This is a genomic window from Stenotrophomonas capsici (assembly GCF_034961085.1).
Taxonomy (GTDB): domain Bacteria; phylum Pseudomonadota; class Gammaproteobacteria; order Xanthomonadales; family Xanthomonadaceae; genus Stenotrophomonas; species Stenotrophomonas capsici.
Genome location: NZ_JAYFUH010000249.1, coordinates 230,848 through 250,369, shown reverse-complemented (window position 1 = coordinate 250,369; position 19,522 = coordinate 230,848). Strand labels below are relative to the sequence as shown.

Genomic DNA, 19,522 nt, shown 5'->3' with positions numbered 1-19,522 from the left:
CCTGCCCGCTGCCGGACAGGGCGCGCGGCATCATCCCAAGCGGCGCACGTCGTCCACGCCCGGCAATGCATCCAGCTTGCCCAGCAAGGTGGAGAGCTGGCCGTAGTCGCTGACCTTCAGGCGCAGGCGCAGCTGCACCCGGCCACTTTCGCGCAGGTTGTCGCTGTTGATCTCGGTGACGTAGGCGTCTTCCTGGGCGATCAGGTTGGTGATGTCCTTGAGCAGCCAGCGCCGGTCGACCGCACGCACCATCACGTCCACCTCGTAGCCGGAGCCGGTGCGCCCCCATTCCACCGGCAGCACCCGCTCCGGGTGCGCGGCGGCCAGCCGGGCCAGCGCGACGCAGTCGGCCCGGTGCACGGTCACGCCGCGGGTGCGGGTGATGTAGCCCTGGATCGGTTCGCCAGCCACCGGCTGGCAGCAGCGCGCCAGCTGCACCAGCAGGTTGCCCACGCCCTGCACGGTGAAATCGGACTTGCCGGTGCTGCCGCGTCGCGCGGTGGGACGCGGCAACGGCGGCGGCGCGGCCGGTGCCTGCGCCGCCTTCTCCGCTTCCAGCAGCGCGCGGCTGACCTGGTTGGGGCCGGTGTCGCCGAGCGCGACCTGGATGTACAGGTCATCCACGCTCTCGGCGTGGAAGCGCCGCACCACGGTCGCCAGGTCGGCCTGCTGCAGGCCGAGCCGCTTGAGTTCGCGGTCCAGCAGGTCGCGGCCGGCCTGCACGTTGCGCGCACGGTCCAGCTTGTGGAACCAGGAGCGCACCTTCTCGCGCGAGCGGTTGCTGGCCAGGAAGCCGTTGGCGGGCAACAGCCAGTCGCGACGGGGATCGGCCTCCTTGCCGGTCAGGATCTCGACCCGGTCGCCACTGCGAAGGTGGTAGGTCAACGGCACGATGCGGCCGTTGATCTTCGCCCCGCGGCAACGGTGCCCGACCATCGTGTGCACGTGGTAGGCGAAGTCCAGCGGCGTCGCCCCGGCCGGCAGGTCCATCACCTCGCCCTTGGGGCTCAGCGCGTAGACGCGGTCCTCGACCAGTTCGGCATCCAGCGCGCCGGCCAGGTCCTCCGGCGCGGCCGGGTCCTGCGCCTGCTCCAGCAGCTGGCGCATCCAGGTGATCTTCCGGTCGAACGCCTTCTCCGCGCCCTTGCCGCCCTCCTTGTACTTCCAGTGCGCGGCGACGCCCAGTTCGGCCTGGGCATGCATTTCATGGGTACGGATCTGGACTTCGATCGTGCGCCCCTCCGGGCCGATCACCGCGGTATGCAGCGAGCGGTAGTCGTTGGCCTTGGGCCGGGCGATGTAGTCGTCGAACTCGCTGGGGATGGGCGTCCACAGCGCATGCACCACGCCCAGCGTGGCGTAGCAGGCGGCCACGTCGTCGACCATCACCCGCACCGCGCGCAGGTCGTAGAGCTGCTCGAAGGCCAGGTGCTTCTTCTGCATCTTCCGCCAGATGCTGTAGATGTGCTTCGGGCGGCCACTGACCTCGGCGGGGATGCCCTGTTCGGCCAGGGCACCGGACAGCTTGCGCTTCACCGCTTCGACGTAGCGCTCGCGCGCGATGCGCGTCTCGTCCACTTCGCGGGCGATGTGGCGGTAGGTTTCCGGGTCCAGGAAACGGAACGCCAAGTCTTCCAGTTCCCACTTCAACTGCCAGATGCCCAACCGGTTGGCCAGCGGCGCATGGATGTCGCGGGTCAGCTGGGCCAGTGCGCGGCGCTGTTCGTCGGGCAGCTTGTCGGCCGCGCGCATGCAGGCCAGCTGCCGCGACAGCAGGATCGGCACCACGCGCAGGTCATGGATGATCGACAGCAGCAGGCGGCGCAGGCCCTCGGAGTTGCGCCCGGCGTCGCGCCCGGCATGCAGCGCCCACACCTGGTCAGCGGCGTCCTGGCCATCGAGCAGGCCGGTGACCGCCGCGGCCATGCCGCCCAGCGGCAGCTCGGCCACCCGCGCGCGCAGGCCCGGCAGGTCGAACAGCAGCGCGGCGATGATCACGCTCTCGTCGGCGGACAGCAGCGCCAGGGAATCCAGGGTGTCGGCCAACACCGGCCAGGGCAGGCGCGGCGCGTGCGCCACGTCGGGCTGCTGCCAGCACGACAACAGGGCCTGCCGCAGCGGTTCGGACAGGGCGCGGGTGGAAGGACGCTGCAGCAGCGTATCCAGGCCAGGGGAGGAAGAACGGTTCACAGCAGTCAATTGCAGGTGGATGCCCCTACACTAGCGCCCAACTGCCGCCGGGAACAACGTTCATGAAGCTGCCTCGCCTTGCCGTCCTCGCCGCCTTCACCGCACTTTCACTGTCGCCGCTGCTGCCGGCCCATGCCCAGCGCGTGGTCCATGGCGACCTGCAGCAGCAGATGTCGCCCGCCGAGTTCAAGGCCGCCGGCCTGGACAAGCTCAATGCCGAGGAGCTGGCGGCACTGAACAGCTGGTTGCAGGGCAAGGTGGAACAGGCCGCCAGCGTTGCCAGCGCCACGGTGGAACAGGCCCGCGAGGAAGGCCGCCAGGAAGTGATCGTGAAGAACCGCGGCTTCTTCGATTTCGGTAGCCGCGACCCGATCGTGGCCAAGCTGGAAGGCGAATTCCGTGGCTTCGGCAAGGGCCGCCAGTACACGCTCGACAACGGCCAGGTCTGGGAGCAGACCGACGAGGCCAGCGTCTCCGGCGTGCGCCGTGACATGCCCACGGTGGAGATCACCCCCGGGCTGATGAACGTCTGGTACCTGCGCGTGGAAGGTCTGAACACCCGCGCCAAGGTCCGCAGGACCAAGTGACCGACACCGCGGCACCGCCCCTCCCAGCGACCCCACCTGCCATGCCCAACACGATCCTGCTGCCCCTGTTGCTGTTGCTGTTGCTTCCTGCCGGCGCGCATGCGCAGGTCTACAAATGCAAGGGCAAATCGGGCGAGACGATGTACTCCGAGCACCCCTGCGACGCCCGCGCCGAGCCGATGAAGCTGCGCGAGGACCGCGTCGCGTCGACGGCTGCTGGCACTGGTACCGAGCCGCCCGGCCAGCCCCCGACGGAGGCCACGCCGGCGGCGATGGCCGATGCCGGCACCAGCGGCGATGGGGAGGCCAACCGCGCCGCCGAACGTGCCTGCATCGCCACGGCCACGGCATCGATCTACGGTTCGTCCAACGACCGCGTCGGCACCCTGCAGCAGCAGATGGCCATGCTCAACGACCAGCTGGCCGCGGCCACCACCGCCGAGCGCAGCCAGGCCCTGCGCGGGCGTATGGCCACGTTCCGCCAGGCCATCACCCGCGAACACGCCAACGCACAGAGCCAGCTCAACTCCGCGCGCCGCGCCTGCGCCGAACAGCACCGCCCCGCGGCGGTGCCGGCCCGCTGAGGGGTCAGCCGCGCAACGCGGCGACCCGCTGCGCCAGCTTCTTGGCGGAGATCCCCGAGCGGAAGCCCAGTTCCTGCGCGAACAGCGACACCCGCAGCTCCTCGATGTCCCAGCGCAACGCCGCCCATTCGGCACGCGCGGCGCGGCCCTGCAACCGCGCCTCATCCAGCGCGTCGACGAACGGCTTGAGCTCCAGCATGCGCGCCTGGTCACGCGGCGGGTCACGCTTGGCGCGTTCGGCGCGCAGCAGCATGGCCTTGAGGTAACGCGGGAACTGGGCCAGCGCATCGGCCGGCGTTTCGCGCAGGAAGCCGGCATGCACCAGCCCTGCCAACTGCGCCTCCATGTCGTCCAGGTTGCCGCGCGCCCAGCCCATCAGCGGTGCTTCCAGCTGTGGCTTGAGCTCACCGACCAAACCCAGGATGGTCTCGGCCAGCTTGAGCCGCGTCATCGCCTCGCCGAACAACTGCTTGCCAGCCTCGCTGCGGCGCTGCTCGAACGCCTCCGGTGTGCGGATCCCGGCCAGGCCATCGGCCAGTACCGCGTTCATCGCCGCATCCACCAGGTCGCCGCGCAGGCGCTCCTGCGACTCGATGGCCGCGTACAACAGGCCGGTCTTGGGCGAGACCGGCAATTGCTTGCGGGCCTGCTTGACCTTGTCGGCCAGGCCGATTTCCAGCAGCCGGCGTACACCCAGCGGATGCGCCAGCGCCGCCTCGTTGCGGTCGGCGAAGATGCGCAACGCGGCGGCATCACCGGTGTCCACCAACGCCGGATAGGCGGGCACGCCGGCCTCGCCCGGGACCTGTTCGGGGATGGCCGTGGCGGGGAACTCGCGCAGTCCCTCGGCCGCCAGCGCCTGCCCGGCGCGCGCGGCAAACGCACTGCCGGCACGTTCGCCGAAGCGTGCACGCAGCGCCTCCAGGTCGCGCGACATGGCCAGCAGCCTGGCTCCCTTCCCGCTCGCCGAGACCTCCTTGCCCGGTGCATTACCCCTGCCCGGTTCAGCGCCGCGCGACGGCGCCGCCTCGAACAGGCGCAGGTTCATCCGCAGGTGCGGCTCCAGGGCATCGACCTCGAAATCGGTGGCCGCCACCGTCGCCCCGGTGGTCTTGCTCAGGAAGCGCGCCAGCTCGCCACGGATGTCATCGGCCGAAGGCTGTGGCCAGGCCTCGAAGAAGGCCCGGCCAAAGTCCGGCGCCGGCACGTAGTTGCGGCGCATCGCCTTGGGCAAGGTGCGGATCATGGCACTGGCCTTGTCGGCGACGAAGCCCGGTGCCAGCCACGACAGCCGCGCCGGGTCCAGCGCATTGAGCAGGTGCAATGGCACGTCCAGGGTCACGCCATCGTCCTCGGCACCGGGCTCGAAGCGGTAATGCAGGGCCAGCCGTGCATCACCGAGCGCGAAGTACTTCGGGTAGCGATCTTCCTCGCTGCCTTCGCCCGGCAGCAGGTCGGTCAACGACCACTGCAGCGTGCGACGCTGCTCCGGCGGCAACGCCTGCCACCAGCCGTCGAGCAGGCTGGCCGAGTGGATATGCGGCGGCACCCGGTCCAGGTACCAGCGCGCCTGCCAGTCCTCGTCGGCGACGATGCCGGCACGGCGCAGCTTGGCTTCTTCCTCGCGCGCCTGCTCCAGCACCTTCTGGTTGGCGGCGACGAAGCCGGCGCGCGTGTTGATCTCGCCGGTCACCAGCGCCTGCCGCACGAAGATGTCGTGCGCCTCGCCCGGGTTGATCTTGCCGTAATGCACGGGCTTCTTCGGTGCCAGCACCAGGCCGAACAGGCTGATCTGCTCCGACGCCAGCACCTGTCCCTGCGCGCGCGACCAATGCGGATCGAAGTGCTTGCGCGCCAGCAGGTGGGGAATCTCGGCGATCACCCAGTCCGGCTCGATCGACGCATTGGTCAGGCCCCAGACGCGCTGGGTGTCGAGCAGCGTGGCACTGAGCACCCACGGCGGCGGCCGCTTGGCCAGCGCCGACCCCGGGAACAGGTGGAAACGGCGCTGTCGTGGCGCCTGGAAATCGCCCTTGTCGGTGCGATGCCCGACCTGGGTCGGCAGGCCGGCCAGGATCGCGCGGTGCAGCGCCTGGTAGGCGGCCACGCGCACCTTCTCCGGGATGCCCGGCGCGGTGTCGGGTTCGACGTTCCCCTTGCCCTGCGGCCCGGCACTGCCCTTGCCGGCAACGACCGGCGTCGATGTGCCTTCGCGCGCAAGGCGCGCGGCCTTGTGCAGCTCACCACGGGTAGCCTTGCGTTTGGCCTCGGCATCGCCGCCGGCCGGCACCGCGACCGGTGCAGCCAGCAGCGCCTTGCCAAAGGCATCGCCCTCATTGACCGACCAACCGAGCTCCTCGCACAGCAGGCGCAGCTGGCGGTGCAGCTCGCGCCATTCGCGCATGCGCAGGAAGCCCAGGAAATGCCGTCCGCACCAGTCGCGCAGCTTGGACTGGGTGAGATCTTCATGTGCGATGCGATAGGCCTCCCACAGGCGCAGGATGCCGATGAACTCCGAACGGCCATCGGCGAACTGCGCATGCGCGTTGTCGGCCGCCTCGCGGGCTTCCGGCGGACGCTCGCGCGGGTCCTGGATGCCCAGGAATGCGGCGATCACCAGCATCTCGCGCAGGCAACCGCCCTTCTGTGCGGCCACCAGCATGCGCGCCAGCTTCACGTCCACCGGCAGGCGAGCCATCTGCCGGCCAATCGCGGTCAGCCTGCGCTCCGCATCGATGGCGCCCAGCTCGGCCAGTTGTTGCCAGCCGTCGGCCACCGCGCGCTCGTCGGGGGCTTCCAGGAACGGGAATTCATCGATCTGGCCCAGGCCCAGTTGCAACATGCGCAGGATCACGCCGGCCAGCGAGGAGCGCCGGATCTCCGGGTCGGTGAACTCCGCGCGCGACTGGAAATCGGCTTCGGAGTACAGCCGGTAACAGATACCCTCGGAGATACGCCCGCAACGGCCCTTGCGCTGGTTGGCGCTGGCCTGCGACACCGGCTCGATGTGCAGGCGGTCTAGCTTCTGGCGCGGGCTGTAACGCTTGACGCGGGCAAAACCCGGGTCGATCACGTAGCGGATGCGCGGCACCGTCAGCGAGGTCTCGGCCACGTTGGTGGTCAGCACGATGCGGCGCTTCGGGCCCGGGTTGAACACCCGGTCCTGGTCCTTGGCCGACAGCCGCGCGTACAGCGGCAGCACTTCGGTCTCGCGGTACTTGCGGCGCTCCAGTGCCTGGTGCGCATCGCGGATCTCGCGTTCGCCGGGCAGGAACACCAGCACGTCGCCACGCGCGTCGCTGCGGGTGATCTCGTCCACCGCAGCTACGATGGCGTCGTTGACCGACACCGGGTCCGAATCCGCGTCCTCGCGGCGGCCGCGCGTGCCGGCCGGGCGCGTTTCCTCGCCGTTGGCCACCACTTCGTCCAGCGCGCGGTAGCGCACTTCCACCGGGTAGGTCCGGCCCTCGACGTTGACCACCGGTGCATCGTCGAAGTGGCGCGAGAAACGCTCGGTGTCGATGGTGGCCGAGGTGACGATCAGCTTCAGGTCCGGGCGCTTGCGCAGCAGCTGCTTCAGGTAGCCCAGCAGGAAATCGATGTTGAGGCTGCGTTCGTGCGCCTCGTCGATGATCAGCGTGTCGTAGCGCGACAGCCAGCGGTCGGAGGCAATCTCGGCCAGCAGGATGCCGTCGGTCATGAACTTGATGCGGCTGTCCTCGCCGACCTTGTCGGTGAAGCGCACCTGGTAACCCACCACCGAACCCAGCTCGGTCTGCAGTTCCTCGGCCACACGCGCGGCCACCGCCCGGGCGGCGATGCGGCGTGGCTGGGTGCAGCCGATCATGCCGGCCTGGCCACGGCCGGCGGCCAGGCACAGCTTCGGCAGCTGGGTGGTCTTGCCCGAACCGGTTTCACCGGCGATCACCACCACCTGGTGCGCGCGGATCAGCGCGGTGATCCGGTCGGCTTCACGCGCGATTGGCAGCGCATCGTCCATGGTGATGGAAACCGGCTGCGCGGCCCGCTCCCTGCGCTGCGCCTGCGAGCGTTCCAACAGCTGCAACAGCGCCTGCTCGGCGGCCGCATCGGCCGGCTTGCCCTGCCAGCGTGACCACAGGCCCAGCAGGCGGCCGCGGTCGCGGCTCATCGCCCCGTCAATGGCCTTGCGGGCGTCGCGCAGGCGGATGGCAGTCTGATTTTCGATAGCGCTCATCAATCGTTCAACGTGAAAACTTGAAATACCGGTACGGTTACCGGAGCGGTATTGTGAAGCCATTCAACCCGCCAAGGAGTAAAGCGTCATGGCCAAAACCAAGCACAGCAGCAAATCCGAAGCCGGCAAGACGAAGCTCGCCGCGGCCGCACCGTCGGCCCCGGGGGTGGATATCGGGATCAAGGACAGCGATCGCAAGAAGGTGGCCGACGGCCTTTCACACTTCTTGGCCGATGCCTACACCCTGTACCTGAAGACCCACAACTTCCACTGGAACGTCACCGGGTCGATGTTCAACTCGCTGCACAACATGTTCATGGACCAGTACACCGAGCAATGGAACGCGCTGGACGAGATCGCCGAGCGCATCCGTGCACTGGGCTTCAACGCACCCGGTTCCTACCGTGAATTCGTGACCCTGACCTCCATCGCCGAGGAGCCCGGCCTGACCGATGCCCCGGATTGGCGCGAAATGGTCCAGCAGCTGGTCTCCGGCAACGAAGCGGTCTGCCGCACCGCGCGCAAGGTACTGGAACAGGCCGGCAAGGCCAATGATGCGCCCAGCGAGGACCTGCTGACCCAGCGCCTGCAGATCCACGAAAAGTACGCCTGGATGCTGCGTTCACTGCTGCAGTAAACGCTCCGGGCGTTGCCCCTGCGGGGTTTCCGTGGCTGGCCGCACCGAACCACGGGCCCTGCTCCATCGGCCCGCCCCCGCCTTCGGCACGCCCCCTTTCCACGCAAGGGGGCGTTGCTCCAGTGGGACCCTGCAGCTTCCCCGGCAGCGCCGGGCCCTGCTGCAGCCGGCAGGAATTCCGAGGCGAGCGCGGTATCCGGGCTGATTTCCTGCCCACCGCCACGACGACCCTTCGAACCCATCGCCAGCGGTTAAACTAGCGCGATGCCCCAGAGTCACGCGCAAGAACTGCTTTCCAGCGTTTTCGGTTACGACAGTTTCCGCGGCGACCAGCAGGCCATCGTCGAACATGTTGCCAGCGGCAATGACGCGCTGGTGCTGATGCCCACCGGCGGCGGCAAATCCCTCTGTTACCAGATCCCGGCATTGCTGCGCGATGGCTGCGGCATCGTCATCTCGCCCCTGATCGCGCTGATGCAGGACCAGGTGGAAGCGCTGCGCCAGGCCGGCGTGCGTGCCGAGTTCCTGAACTCCACGCTGGATGCCGAGACGGCCGCGCGGGTCGAGCGCGAACTGCTCGATGGCGAGCTGGAGCTGCTCTACGTCGCCCCCGAACGGCTGCTCACCGGCCGCTTCCTGTCGCTGCTCGGGCGCAGCCAGATCGCGCTGTTCGCCATCGACGAGGCCCACTGCGTGTCGCAATGGGGCCATGACTTCCGCCCGGAATACCGGCAGCTGACCGTGCTGCACGAGCGTTGGCCGCAGGTGCCGCGCATCGCGCTGACCGCCACCGCCGACCCGCCGACCCAGCGCGAGATCGCCGAACGCCTGGACCTGGCGCAGGCGCGCCACTTCGTCAGTTCCTTCGACCGTCCCAACATCCGCTACACCGTGGTGCAGAAGGACAACGCCAAGCGCCAGCTGCTGGATTTCCTGAAGGCGCACCGCGGCGAAGCCGGCATCGTCTACTGCATGTCCCGGCGCAAGGTCGAGGAAACCGCGCAGTTCCTGTGCAACGAAGGCCTGCAGGCCCTGCCCTACCACGCCGGCATGCCGGCGGAAGTGCGTGCGGCCAACCAGCGCCGCTTCCTGCACGAGGACGGCATCGTGATGTGCGCCACCATCGCCTTCGGCATGGGCATCGACAAGCCGGACGTGCGCTTCGTCGCGCATACCGACCTGCCCAAGTCGATGGAAGGCTATTACCAGGAGACCGGCCGCGCCGGCCGTGACGGTGAGGCCGCCGAGGCGTGGCTGTGCTACGGGCTCGGCGACGTGGTGCTGCTCAAGCAGATGATCGAGCAATCCGAGGCCAGCGAGGAGCGCAAGCAGCTCGAGCGCGCCAAGCTCGACCACCTGCTCGGCTACTGCGAATCCATGCAGTGCCGCCGCCAGGTGCTGCTGGCCGGTTTCGGCGAGACCTACCCCAAGCCCTGCGGCAACTGCGACAACTGCCTGACCCCGCCGGCTGCATGGGATGCCACCGTGCCGGCGCAGAAGGCATTGAGCTGCGTGTACCGCAGCGGCCAGCGCTTCGGCGTGGGCCACCTGATCGACATCCTGCGCGGCAGCGACAACGAGCGCATGCGCCAGCTCGGCCACGACAAGCTCAGCACCTACGGGATCGGCAGCGACCTGGATGCGCGCAGCTGGCGCAGCGTGTTCCGCCAGCTGGTCGCGGCCAGCCTGCTGGAAGTCGACCCGGAGGCGCACGGCGGGCTGCGCCTGACCGACGCCAGCCGCGACGTGCTCAAGGGCCGTCGCCAGCTGATGATGCGCCGCGAGAGCCCGGTGGCGCGCGAACGCGAACGTGGCGGCCAGCGCAGCGGCCTGCCGGTGCAGGCCGGGGACCTGGCCCTGTTCAATGCCCTGCGCGGGCTGCGCGCGGAACTGGCGCGCGAGCAGAACGTGCCGGCCTTCGTCATCTTCCACGACAGCACGCTGCGCAACATCGCCGAGCAACGGCCGACCAGCATCGACGCGCTGGGCCGGGTCGGCGGCATCGGTGGCAGCAAGCTGGCCCGTTATGGCCAGCGGTTGGTGGACATCGTGCGCGAGCAGGGCTGAGCCGTCAGCCGCGCCCACCGCGGGCCAGCAACAGCAGCCCTTCGACCTTGCGCCGGTCCGGTGAACCATCGACCTGCATGCGGCTCAGCACCGGGGCCACCTTGTCCAGCTCGGCCAGCGCCTTGCCGGCATGGCCGAACTGCAGCTGCGTTTCGGCCAGCGCGATGCGGTTCCGCAGGGTCTCCATCTTGTCCTGGCCGTACACGCTGATCGACAGTCCCAACGCCGCATCACGCAGGGCCAGCGCGGATTTCCCGTCACCGCGCCGCGCGGCCAGGTCCGCGCGCACCTGCAGCAACTGCAGCGACAGCATCGGCGTTGCCTGCGCGCCAATGGGCTCCAGCAACGCGTTGGCCTGCTCCAGTTCGTTCTGGCGGACATGCCAGGCGATGCGGTACAGCCGCACTTCCTGCCGCCCGGGTGCATCGGCCGGCAGCGCGGCGGCCATCCCGAGGTCGGCGTGCTTGAGATGGGTTCCGGCCGCTTCCATCCGCCCCTGCCGCATCAGCAACCGCCCCAGCCCGCTTTCGGCGCGCATCGTCACCGGCGCCTGCGCCCCGAGCTGGTCGCGGCGGATTTCCCAGGCGCGTTGATACATCTGCTCCGCCGCATCCAGGTCACCGCGCTGCTCGTGCAGGGTGCCGTAGTTGAACAATCCCATCGAGTAGCGCACCGATGCTTCGCCATCGATGATCGCGCTCAGCCGTTGCCGTGCCCGGAACTGCTCCTCGGCCGCGGTGAAGTTGCCCATGTCCTGGTACAGGTCGGCCAAGGCCTCGTGCTGCACCAGCACGAAGCTGTTCTCGGCGCCATACAGTGCGATGGCCTGCTGCATGCCGGCCTGCAGCAATGGCAGTGCCTGCGCGTAGTCGCCCTGCTCGCGCAGGATCTGCGCCAGCCGGGTTTCCGCGGCCAGCGCCAGGCTGGTGCGACGGCCGTGCAGGCTGTCGATCACCTGCCGAAAGTGACGCGCGGCGTCCTGCGTGCGTCCCCAGCGCAGGTACATCAGGCCGGTGTTGTAGACCAGCTCGTGCAGCTGCGCCTCGTCATCGGTGCCGGACAGCCCCGCATAGGCCGCGTGCGCCTGCTTGAACGCCACCTCCGCACGGTCGAACAGCTGCTGGTTGGTATAGGCCAACGCACGCGCCGCCAGCAGGCGTGCCTTCACTTCCGACGTCGCCGCGCCATCAACCAGCGCCAGGCCGCGCTCGGCCAGTTGCTGCCCCTTGGCACCGTCACCTTCACCCGTCTTCAGCGTGGACAGGCTGGCCAGCACCGACGCGGCATCCTCGCGGCGGTTCACATCCGTGCGCATGAACCCTTCGTACGCCCGCTGCAGCAACCGCTCCGCCTGCAGCGGCACCCCCGAGTTCTGGTAGGCCGCACCCAGCACCGCCTGCATCCGCGCACGCTCCACCGGCGCCTCGCGCAGCTCGTTGTCCACCTGCAATGCCGCACGATCCAGCAGCTGGCGTGCGGTCAGTTCCTCCTCCCCCCGCTCGGTGCGCAGGAACGGGTCGGCCGTCTCGAACACGCCCACCATGAACTTGCTGACCTGGCGGGCGACGGCTGCCTCCTCCTGCGCCTGCCGGCGGGTCTGCACCAGGCCGATCACGAACGCCAGCAGCAGCACCAGCAAGCCGCTGGCCGCCGCCACGCCCTGCCAGTTGCGGCGCAACGCCTTGCGCACGCGGTACAGGCGATCAGCGCGACGGGCCTGCAGCGGCTGCTGTTCCAGGTAGCGACGCACATCGCCCATCAACGCCTCGGCAGTACGGTAGCGCTCGCCGACATCCAGCGCGCATGCCCGCCGGACGATGGCATCCAGGTCACCGCGCAGGCGCCGGCGCCACGGCAACTCCGCCGGCGCATGTTCGCTGGGCAGCGGCACCGGCACGTCCACGTCACCGGGCTCGCGCAGGCAGGGCCGGGTCGATACCAGCTCCAGCAGCATCACGCCCAGGCTGTACACATCACCGGCGGCACCGACCATTTGCCCGCGGATCAACTCCGGGCTGGCATACGACGGCGTGCAATAGCCCGAATCCCGCTCCTGGCGCACCTCGCTGAGCATCCGCGCCAGGCCGAAATCCAGCAGCACCGGCTGCCCGTCGCCCTGCACCAGCACGTTGCTCGGCTTGAGGTCGCAATGCAGCACCAGCCGTTCGTGCGCGGACTGCACGATGCCGCAGATGTCCAGGAACAGCGCCAGCCGCGCAGGGAGGTCCAGTTGCTGTTCACTGCACCATTGGTCCACCGGCTTGCCGTCGATGTACTCCATCACCAGGTACGGATGGCCATCGGGCGTGGTGCCGCCGTCGTACAGCCGCGCCACGTGCGCCAACTGCAGGTCGGCCAGCACCTGCCGCTCGATCGCCAGCCGCTCCACTTCCATGCCGCCGGGCAGGCCGTGCAGCAGCTTGATCGCGACCACCCGCTGGTACACGCCGTCGGCACGCTCGGCCTTGAACACCGTGCCCATGCCCCCCTGGGCGACGCGCTCGATCAGCCGCCACGGTCCCAGCCGGTCACCGATGCCGAACTCGGGGGCCATCGCCCGAGCCAGCGCGATATCCAGGCGGTTGCTGACCCGGCTGAGCCCCACCGTCTGCGCACCCAGCAGCTGCAGCACCTCCTCCCGCACCTGCGGGTCATCGCAACGCTCGGCCAACGCGGCGGGCCACTGCTCACGCGGCAGCTCACACACCGCATCGAACAGTTCCCGTACCCGCTGCCAGTGCTCCTTCACCCTGCCCCCGGCGTGCGCGGTTTCAGCGCAGTTCCCGGTTCAACCACGCCCGCGCGAAACGCAGGTCACGGTCCACCGTCGGCACCGAGACATCCAGCACCAATGCGATCTCGTCCCGGCTCATGCCGCCGAAATAGGTCAGCTCGATGGTGCTGGCCGCACGCGGCTCCAGCTCGGCCAGCTTGTTCAGTGCCTGGTGCAGGGCCAGCACGTCATGGCCGATGGTGTCCTCATCGCTCATGTCCTGCGCATGCGAAAGCGTGAGCTGCTCGGCGTTGCCACCGCGCTTGTCGGCAGAGCGCGCGCGCAGGTGGTCGACCAGCACCGAGCGCATCTTCAGCGCGGCAATGGCGATGAAATGGGTGCGGTCCTGATAGTCGGCGTCGCTACCAAGCAGGCGCATCAGTGACTCGTTGACCAGCGCGGCCGGTTGCAGCGTGCCGTTGGTCTGGTTGGACAGGCGGCTGCGCGCGATCTGCATCAGGTCCGCATACAGCGCCTGGAACAGGTGCTCACGCGCATCCAGGTCGCCTTCGCGCCAGCGATGCAGCAATAGCGTGATCTGTCTGTCCAAACGTGCCCCCGGGCCGCCATCGGTGTCGCCATCCGCCTGCCGTGGGCGCCGGATGCCAAGCCGCATGGTAGGCCGAGCGCCCATCCACTGCCAGCCATCGCCGGCATCCCGATAGCGCGCGTCGTCCCCCGGCGGCAGGTGAGGCAGGTATCCAGCGCCGTCCGTCGATGACCTTGGGCACCGTGAAACATGGCCATTGACAGCCCCTCGGGCAGATAGGAATCCTCGCCAACTTGCGCCGAGCTGGCGCTTCAACGGCAAACCACCATGGGCCAGGGAGTGATACAGGGAATGTTGGGACGAAACCTACTGATCGGGACGGCGCTGGCCGGATGCCTGCTGGCAGGCGCAGCACAGGCGCAGGGCTTTGAACCGCGCACACACAAGGGGCCCCGGCACGGGGTGCCAAACGAGGTCGCGGTACTGGGTACCGCCCATCTGGCAGGGCTGCCGGACACGTTCGACCCTGCATCGCTCGCCGGCCTGCTCGACCGCTTGGCCAACTGGCAGCCACGGGCCATCGCCATCGAGGCCGTCTCGGGCCTGCAGTGCGACATGCTGAGCCGCCAGCCCTCCCGCTACGCGCTGACGATGCACGACTATTGCCCCGACGTCTCGGCCGCGGCCAAGGCCACCGGGCTCGACATACCGGCCGCGAACGCGGCGGCGGAAACCCTGCTGGCCACATGGCCCGCGCAGCCGACGGCAATGCAGCGCCGCCGCTTGGCGGCCACGTTCCTGGCTGCCGGCGAGCGCGATTCCGCGCTCGTCCAGTGGCTGCGGCTTCCCGCCGCCGAACGGCACGCCGGCGACGGCCTGGACGAGGAACTGGTGAACGCACTGGAAGCCCTGCGTGCCAGCCGCAATGAAAACACGGTCATTGCCGCCACACTGGCCGCACGCCTGGGCCACGAGCGGCTCTGGCCGATGGATGACCACAGTTCCGACCGCTACGGGCCCGATCCCAAGGCCTACGTGGCAGCCATCCGCAAGGCCTGGGACAACCCCGCCAACGCGCGCCGATCGGCGATGTTCGGAGGCATCGAAGCGCAGATCGACACACCGGAAAAGGCGCTGGCGCTGTATCGCCACTACAACGGTCCGGAGATGGCGCCGATCGCCTTCGAGAGCGACTACGGCGCCGCGTTGGAGGAACCCTCGCCGCAAGGCTATGGCCGCCTCTACGTGACCTCGTGGGAAACCCGCAACCTGCGCATGGCGGCCAACATCCGCGACCTGATGGGACCGACGTCGGGCATGCGCACGCTGGTGATCGTCGGCGCCTCGCACAAGGCCTACCTGGACACCTACCTGGACCAGATGCACGACGTGCGCATCGTCGATGTGCCGACGCTGCTGAAGTAACCGCGCATCCAACGCCGCCTCACCGTCGTGATGGCGGACAGGCGCGCAAGCCCCCAACGGAAAAAGGCACCGCCATGCGGTGCCTTTTTCCGTTCTGCAACCAGAACGAGGTGAAGTCGCGGAAAAACTGCCGATTGCGGAAATAAAAAAGGGCTCCGGAATCTCCGGAACCCTTGGCAATACTGGTGGGCCGTGAAGGATTCGAACCTTCGACCAAAAGATTAAAAGTCTTCTGCTCTACCGACTGAGCTAACGGCCCAAACAAAGACCCGGCCGTAGCCGGGGTGCGCATTCTAGCGCAAGAAGCAGCAAACCGGAAATCAGGCGTAGTGCGTGGGGTCGGCCAGGCCGGCGGCGGCGAAGCCGTCCGCACGCAGGCGGCAGGCGTCGCAATGGCCGCAGGCTCGGCCGTTCATGTCGGCCTGGTAGCAGGACACGGTCAGCCCGAAGTCCACGCCCAGGCGCTGTCCTTCGGCGGCGATCTGCGCCTTGCTCAGGTACTGCAGCGGCGCGTGCACGACGATGCCCGCCCTTTCCACGCCGGCCTTGGTGGCCAGGTTGGCCAGCGCCTGGAAGGCGGCCACGAACTCGGGCCGGCAGTCCGGGTAGCCGGAGTAATCCACGGCGTTCACGCCGCAGAAGATGTCGTTGGCGCCCAGCACCTCGGCCCAGCCAAGTGCCAGCGACAGCATGATGGTGTTGCGCGCCGGCACGTAGGTCACCGGGATGCCGGTACCGCCGGCCTCGGGTACGTCGATGTCGTCGGTCAGCGCCGAACCGCCGATGCTGCGCAGGTCGACGTCGACCACCTTGTGCCCGGCCACGCCCAGCGCGGCCGAGACCCGCTTGGCCGCTTCCAGCTCCGAGGTATGCCGCTGGCCGTAGCGCACGCTCAATGCGTACACCTCGAAGCCCTGTTCCTGGGCGATGGCGACGACGGCGGCCGAGTCCATGCCGCCGGAAAGAAGCACGACTGCTTTCTTCTTCATGTGTTGATCCGGTTGGGGGAGGAATGCCAGCACGCTGTCCCGCGCCGGGGTTGAAGCCATGAACGACGTGCGGGCCTCAGCGCCCGGGCTCGTCGTTCCAGAGGATCTTGTGCAACTGCATCTGGAAACGCACCGGCAGGCGGTCGGCGACGATCCAGTCGGCCAGCTCGCGGGCGCTGACCTGCGACTTGCTGGGCGAGAAGAACACCGTGCAGCGCGCCGGCAGGCCATGCTCGGCCACCATCGCACGCGCCCATTCGTAGTCGCCGCGGCTGCAGATCACGAACTTGAGCTGGTCGCGCGCTGTCAGCAGCGGCAGGTTTTCCAGCCGGTTGCGCGCCACCTCGCCCGAATCCGGGGTCTTCAGGTCGACCACGCGCGACACCCGCGCATCCACTCCGGCGATGTCCAGCGCGCCGGAGGTTTCCAGCGAGACATCCAGCCCGGCGTCGCACAGCTTCTGCAGCAGGATCAGGCAGCGCTTCTGCGCCAGCGGCTCGCCGCCGGTCACGCAGACGTGGCGCACGCCCTGCTGGAGCACCTCGGCGACGATGGCGTCGATGTCCCACCACTCGCCGCCATGGAAGGCGTATTCGGTGTCGCAGTACAGGCAGCGCAGCGGGCAGCCGGTCAGGCGCACGAACACCGTCGGCCAGCCGGCGGTATCGGCTTCGCCCTGGAGGGACAGGAAGATTTCAGTGATCTTCAATCGCGGCAACGGCGACTGCACGATCTCGCTGGGGACAGCGGCGGCGGGAGAATTCATGGCTGCTCAACCGCCCCGCGACCACGCGGTGGCGGCTCCAATCAACGCAGTTGCTGGCCGAGCCGGATCGACTGCAGACGATCCTGGGCGGTTCGGGCCGCATCACTGCCGGGAAAACGGGAAATCACCTGCTCCAGCGTCTGCTGCGCCTGGGCGGCATTTCCCTGACCGTATTGCGAAAGACCCAACTTCAGAAGGCCACCGGCGGCCTTGTCGTGGGTCGGATAGCGGGCCACGAGATCATTGAACTCGGACTCGGCCATCTTGAAATTGCGGGTGGCGTAATAGCTCTCGCCCAGCCAGTACAGCGCGTTGGGCGTGTAGGCCGCGTTCGGGTACAGCTCCAGGAAGCTCTGGAACAGCTGCGCCGAATCGTCGTAGTTGCCGGCCTTCAGGGCATCGAATGCCACGTTGTAGGCGGCACGCTCATCGCCTGCAGCCGCCAGGCTGCTGGCATCGCCGCGCACGGTCGGTGCACGTTCGCTGCCGGTTGCCGCTGCCGGTTTGGTGGCCGGAGCGGCCGGGACTGCCGAGACCGGCTCCGCACCCGTGGCCGCCGGTGCACCGCCCTCAAGGCGGTTCAACCGACCATCGAGGTCGAGGTACTGGTCGCGGTTGCGCTGCTTCAGCTGTTCGTTCTCGTGCTGGAGCTGCTCGATCGTGCCCTGCAGTGCCTGCATCTCCGTGCGGAGCTGCTGCAGCTGGTTGAGCATGTCGGTGTTGGCCTGGCTGTTGTTGACCTGCTGCTCGAGCACGCCGACGCGGTCAGCCAGACTTGCACGCTGCGCGTACGCGGGCGCGGCAGCCACGAGGGCTGCCGCGACCGCGAGCATCAGTCGATTGATGCCGATACGCATCGATTACTGCGCGGTGTAGACGATTTCGACGCGACGGTTCTGCGACCAGCAGGACTCGTTCGACTCGGTGCAGACCGGACGCTCTTCACCGTAGGACACGACGGTCAGCTGCGAAGCCGAGCCACCGTTGGCCTGCAGCGCCGAGTTGACGGCGTTGCCACGACGCTCACCCAGGGCCTGGTTGTAGGCGCGGCTGCCGCGTTCGTCGGTGTTGCCCTGCAGGGTGATGCGCGAGGACGGACGGTCACGCAGGTACTTGGCGTGGCAAGCCATGATCTGCTGGAACTCCGACTTCACTTCTTCCTTGTCCAGGTCGAAGTAGACAACGCGCTGACGCAGGCAGGCATCGGTGTCCAGATCGCCCGGGCCGTACAGGCCGGAGGTGGACGGAGCGGTCGGCTGGGTCACACCCGCGCCGTTGTCGACCGGCGGAGCCGGCTGTTCCTTGACCTTCTTCGAGCAGCCGGCAAGCGCGGCTACGGACAGCAGCGAAACGAGCAAAACGCGAGTGGACTTGTTCATGGCGATACCTAGAGGCTCCTGGGCCAATGTTGGGTTTAATGCGAGTGGGATATTAACATTTTATCAACGGGCGGTGCGGTATGGGCCCCAAGCCGGCTCACGAACATCACCGTCGGCCAAGACCAGCCGCTGGCGGACGCGGCCGTCAGCGGACACCTCGTACAGAACACCTCGGCCACCCTCACGGGCGGCGTACAGCACCATGCTCGCGTTGGGCGCGAAGCTGGGAGATTCATCCAGCGAGCCCACCGACAGCGTGCTCCAGCGCGCAGCGCCCAGGCTGCTGTCCATCAGGGCGATCTTGTAGCTGCTGCCACTGCCCTGGGCGGTGACGATCTTCTTGCCATCGTAGGACACGCTGGCCTTGGCGTTGTAGTTGCCCTGGAAGGTCACGCGGCTGGCGCTGCCGCCACTGGCCGAGACCTGGTAGATCTGCGGGCGGCCACCACGGTCGGAAGTGAAGTAGACCGAGCTGCCATCGGCGGCCCAGGTCGGCTCGGTGTCGATGCCGAAGTGGTTGGTGAGCTGGGTCAGTTGCTTGCTGCCCAGGTCCATCACGTAGATCTCCGGGTTGCCGCTGCGCGACAGCGACAGCGCCAGGCGGCGGCCATCGGGGGAGAACGACGGGGCGCTGTTGATGCCGCGGAAGCTGGTCAGCAGCTCACGCGCACCGGTGGCGATGTCCTGCACGTAGATCGAGGAGTTGCCGCGTTCGAAGCTCACATAGGCCAGCTTGCGGCCGTCCGGGCTCCAGCTCGGCGACAGCAGCGGCTCGGCCGAACGCACGATGGTCTGCGGGTTGAAGCCGTCCGAGTCGGCCACCATCAGCGCGTAGCGCATGTTCGCGCCGCTGCCGCTGGCGGTGATGTAGGCGATGCGGGTCCAGAACGCGCCGCGCACGCCGGTGATCTTCTCGTAGATGGCGTCGGCCATCTGGTGGGCGACATCGCGCATGGCATTGGAGCGGGCGGTCATCGCCAGGCCGAGCGTACGCTCGCCCTTGGCCACGTCGAACAGCTCGTACTCCACGCGGTAGGCACCAGCGCCGGCGTCCAGCACGCGGCCGACCACCAGATAGTCCTGCTTGAGCGCGCGCCAGGTCGGGTACTGGACTTCGCTGCCGCGGGTCGGGCGTTCCACGATCTGCGCCTCCGGCAGGCTGCGGAACTGGCCGGAACGGTCCAGGTCGGCGCGCACCACGGCCGCGACGTCGGTCGACGGCGCGCCGGCCGTGCCTTGGTACGGCATCGGCACCACGGTGATCGGCGTGGCCGACGGATTGCCGCCGACGATGTTGATTTCCAGTGCCCCCTGCTGGGCCATTGCCACGAACGGCAACAACAGGACAGTAAGGGCGACCAGCCAGCGTGAGGGTTTCTTCATGAGGCGCTCAGCAGTACGGAAAGGCAGGAGGGATAG

13 protein-coding genes, 1 tRNA gene and 2 pseudogenes are annotated in these 19,522 nt (G+C 68.3%); 5 read left to right on the top strand and 11 right to left on the bottom strand.

Annotated elements, in window-relative coordinates:
- Window positions 1-30: 30 nt before the first annotated feature.
- Complete coding sequence (locus VA603_RS14330) at window positions 31-2,190, bottom strand: RelA/SpoT family protein (protein ID WP_132865317.1); 2,160 nt, start codon at window positions 2,188-2,190, stop codon at window positions 31-33.
- 62 nt (window positions 2,191-2,252) lie between these two features.
- Between VA603_RS14330 and VA603_RS14325 the strand changes: the two genes are divergently transcribed.
- Window positions 2,253-2,777 (top strand): hypothetical protein, encoded by a 525-nt coding sequence (locus tag VA603_RS14325; RefSeq protein ID WP_323439257.1) that lies wholly within the window; start codon window positions 2,253-2,255, stop codon window positions 2,775-2,777.
- A 41-nt stretch (window positions 2,778-2,818) separates the two neighbouring features.
- Window positions 2,819-3,361 (top strand): DUF4124 domain-containing protein, encoded by a 543-nt coding sequence (locus tag VA603_RS14320; RefSeq protein ID WP_323439256.1) that lies wholly within the window; start codon window positions 2,819-2,821, stop codon window positions 3,359-3,361.
- A 4-nt stretch (window positions 3,362-3,365) separates the two neighbouring features.
- Here VA603_RS14320 and VA603_RS19560 read toward each other — a convergent pair.
- Both VA603_RS19560 and hrpA read right to left on the bottom strand, forming a co-directional pair.
- A pseudogene (locus VA603_RS19560) lies at window positions 3,366-5,474 on the bottom strand (DUF3418 domain-containing protein); the annotation flags it as partial.
- Window positions 5,475-5,698: 224 nt separating this feature from the next.
- Window positions 5,699-7,577 (bottom strand): annotated as a pseudogene (hrpA, locus tag VA603_RS19555) (ATP-dependent RNA helicase HrpA); the annotation flags it as partial.
- Between the two features lie 88 nt (window positions 7,578-7,665).
- On the opposite strand from hrpA, the gene VA603_RS14310 reads away from it, so the two are divergent.
- Both VA603_RS14310 and recQ read left to right on the top strand, forming a co-directional pair.
- Entirely contained in the window at window positions 7,666-8,214 is a 549-nt protein-coding gene (locus tag VA603_RS14310) for a Dps family protein (RefSeq protein WP_323439254.1), read from the top strand.
- A gap of 264 nt (window positions 8,215-8,478) precedes the next feature.
- Window positions 8,479-10,281: a DNA helicase RecQ gene (recQ, locus tag VA603_RS14305; protein WP_323439253.1), complete on the top strand. Its 1,803-nt coding sequence runs from the start codon at window positions 8,479-8,481 to the stop codon at window positions 10,279-10,281.
- Between the two features lie 4 nt (window positions 10,282-10,285).
- On the opposite strand, the gene VA603_RS14300 is transcribed toward recQ, so the two are convergent.
- On the bottom strand, window positions 10,286-13,030 hold the full coding sequence (locus tag VA603_RS14300) for a serine/threonine-protein kinase (protein ID WP_323439252.1): 2,745 nt from the start codon (window positions 13,028-13,030) through the stop codon (window positions 10,286-10,288).
- 22 nt (window positions 13,031-13,052) lie between these two features.
- Complete coding sequence (locus VA603_RS14295; protein ID WP_165931196.1) at window positions 13,053-13,604, bottom strand: ECF-type sigma factor; 552 nt, start codon at window positions 13,602-13,604, stop codon at window positions 13,053-13,055.
- Window positions 13,605-13,871: 267 nt separating this feature from the next.
- Here VA603_RS14295 and VA603_RS14290 point away from each other — a divergent pair, with 267 nt between their 5' ends.
- The gene (locus VA603_RS14290; RefSeq protein ID WP_323439251.1) at window positions 13,872-14,969 is read left to right on the top strand and encodes a DUF5694 domain-containing protein; all 1,098 of its coding nucleotides are present in this window, start codon (window positions 13,872-13,874) and stop codon (window positions 14,967-14,969) included.
- A 183-nt stretch (window positions 14,970-15,152) separates the two neighbouring features.
- Here VA603_RS14290 and VA603_RS14285 read toward each other — a convergent pair.
- From VA603_RS14285 to tolB, 6 genes are all read right to left on the bottom strand, one after another.
- Window positions 15,153-15,228 (bottom strand) — tRNA-Lys (locus VA603_RS14285).
- Window positions 15,229-15,289: 61 nt separating this feature from the next.
- Window positions 15,290-15,958: a 7-cyano-7-deazaguanine synthase QueC gene (queC, locus tag VA603_RS14280; protein ID WP_323439250.1), complete on the bottom strand. Its 669-nt coding sequence runs from the start codon at window positions 15,956-15,958 to the stop codon at window positions 15,290-15,292.
- 76 nt (window positions 15,959-16,034) lie between these two features.
- The gene (gene queE / locus VA603_RS14275) at window positions 16,035-16,724 is read right to left on the bottom strand and encodes a 7-carboxy-7-deazaguanine synthase QueE (protein WP_323439249.1); all 690 of its coding nucleotides are present in this window, start codon (window positions 16,722-16,724) and stop codon (window positions 16,035-16,037) included.
- A 41-nt stretch (window positions 16,725-16,765) separates the two neighbouring features.
- The gene (ybgF, locus tag VA603_RS14270) at window positions 16,766-17,581 is read right to left on the bottom strand and encodes a tol-pal system protein YbgF (protein WP_323439248.1); all 816 of its coding nucleotides are present in this window, start codon (window positions 17,579-17,581) and stop codon (window positions 16,766-16,768) included.
- Between the two features lie 3 nt (window positions 17,582-17,584).
- Entirely contained in the window at window positions 17,585-18,103 is a 519-nt protein-coding gene (gene pal / locus VA603_RS14265; protein ID WP_132865328.1) for a peptidoglycan-associated lipoprotein Pal, read from the bottom strand.
- A gap of 63 nt (window positions 18,104-18,166) precedes the next feature.
- The gene (gene tolB / locus VA603_RS14260) at window positions 18,167-19,486 is read right to left on the bottom strand and encodes a Tol-Pal system beta propeller repeat protein TolB (RefSeq protein WP_132865329.1); all 1,320 of its coding nucleotides are present in this window, start codon (window positions 19,484-19,486) and stop codon (window positions 18,167-18,169) included.
- Window positions 19,487-19,522 lie beyond the last annotated feature (36 nt).

What these genes read in the sequence shown, in the direction of transcription:
- VA603_RS14325 (WP_323439257.1), top strand. Translation starts at nt 2,253, where the DNA reads ATGAAGCTGCCTCGCCTTGCCGTCCTCGCCGCCTTCACCGCACTTTCA.
- VA603_RS14320 (WP_323439256.1), top strand. Translation starts at nt 2,819, where the DNA reads ATGCCCAACACGATCCTGCTGCCCCTGTTGCTGTTGCTGTTGCTTCCT.
- VA603_RS14310 (WP_323439254.1), top strand. Translation starts at nt 7,666, where the DNA reads ATGGCCAAAACCAAGCACAGCAGCAAATCCGAAGCCGGCAAGACGAAG.
- recQ (WP_323439253.1), top strand. Translation starts at nt 8,479, where the DNA reads ATGCCCCAGAGTCACGCGCAAGAACTGCTTTCCAGCGTTTTCGGTTAC.
- VA603_RS14290 (WP_323439251.1), top strand. Translation starts at nt 13,872, where the DNA reads ATGGGCCAGGGAGTGATACAGGGAATGTTGGGACGAAACCTACTGATC.
- queC (WP_323439250.1), bottom strand. Translation starts at nt 15,958, where the DNA reads ATGAAGAAGAAAGCAGTCGTGCTTCTTTCCGGCGGCATGGACTCGGCC.
- queE (WP_323439249.1), bottom strand. Translation starts at nt 16,724, where the DNA reads ATGAATTCTCCCGCCGCCGCTGTCCCCAGCGAGATCGTGCAGTCGCCG.
- ybgF (WP_323439248.1), bottom strand. Translation starts at nt 17,581, where the DNA reads ATGCGTATCGGCATCAATCGACTGATGCTCGCGGTCGCGGCAGCCCTC.
- pal (WP_132865328.1), bottom strand. Translation starts at nt 18,103, where the DNA reads ATGAACAAGTCCACTCGCGTTTTGCTCGTTTCGCTGCTGTCCGTAGCC.
- tolB (WP_132865329.1), bottom strand. Translation starts at nt 19,486, where the DNA reads ATGAAGAAACCCTCACGCTGGCTGGTCGCCCTTACTGTCCTGTTGTTG.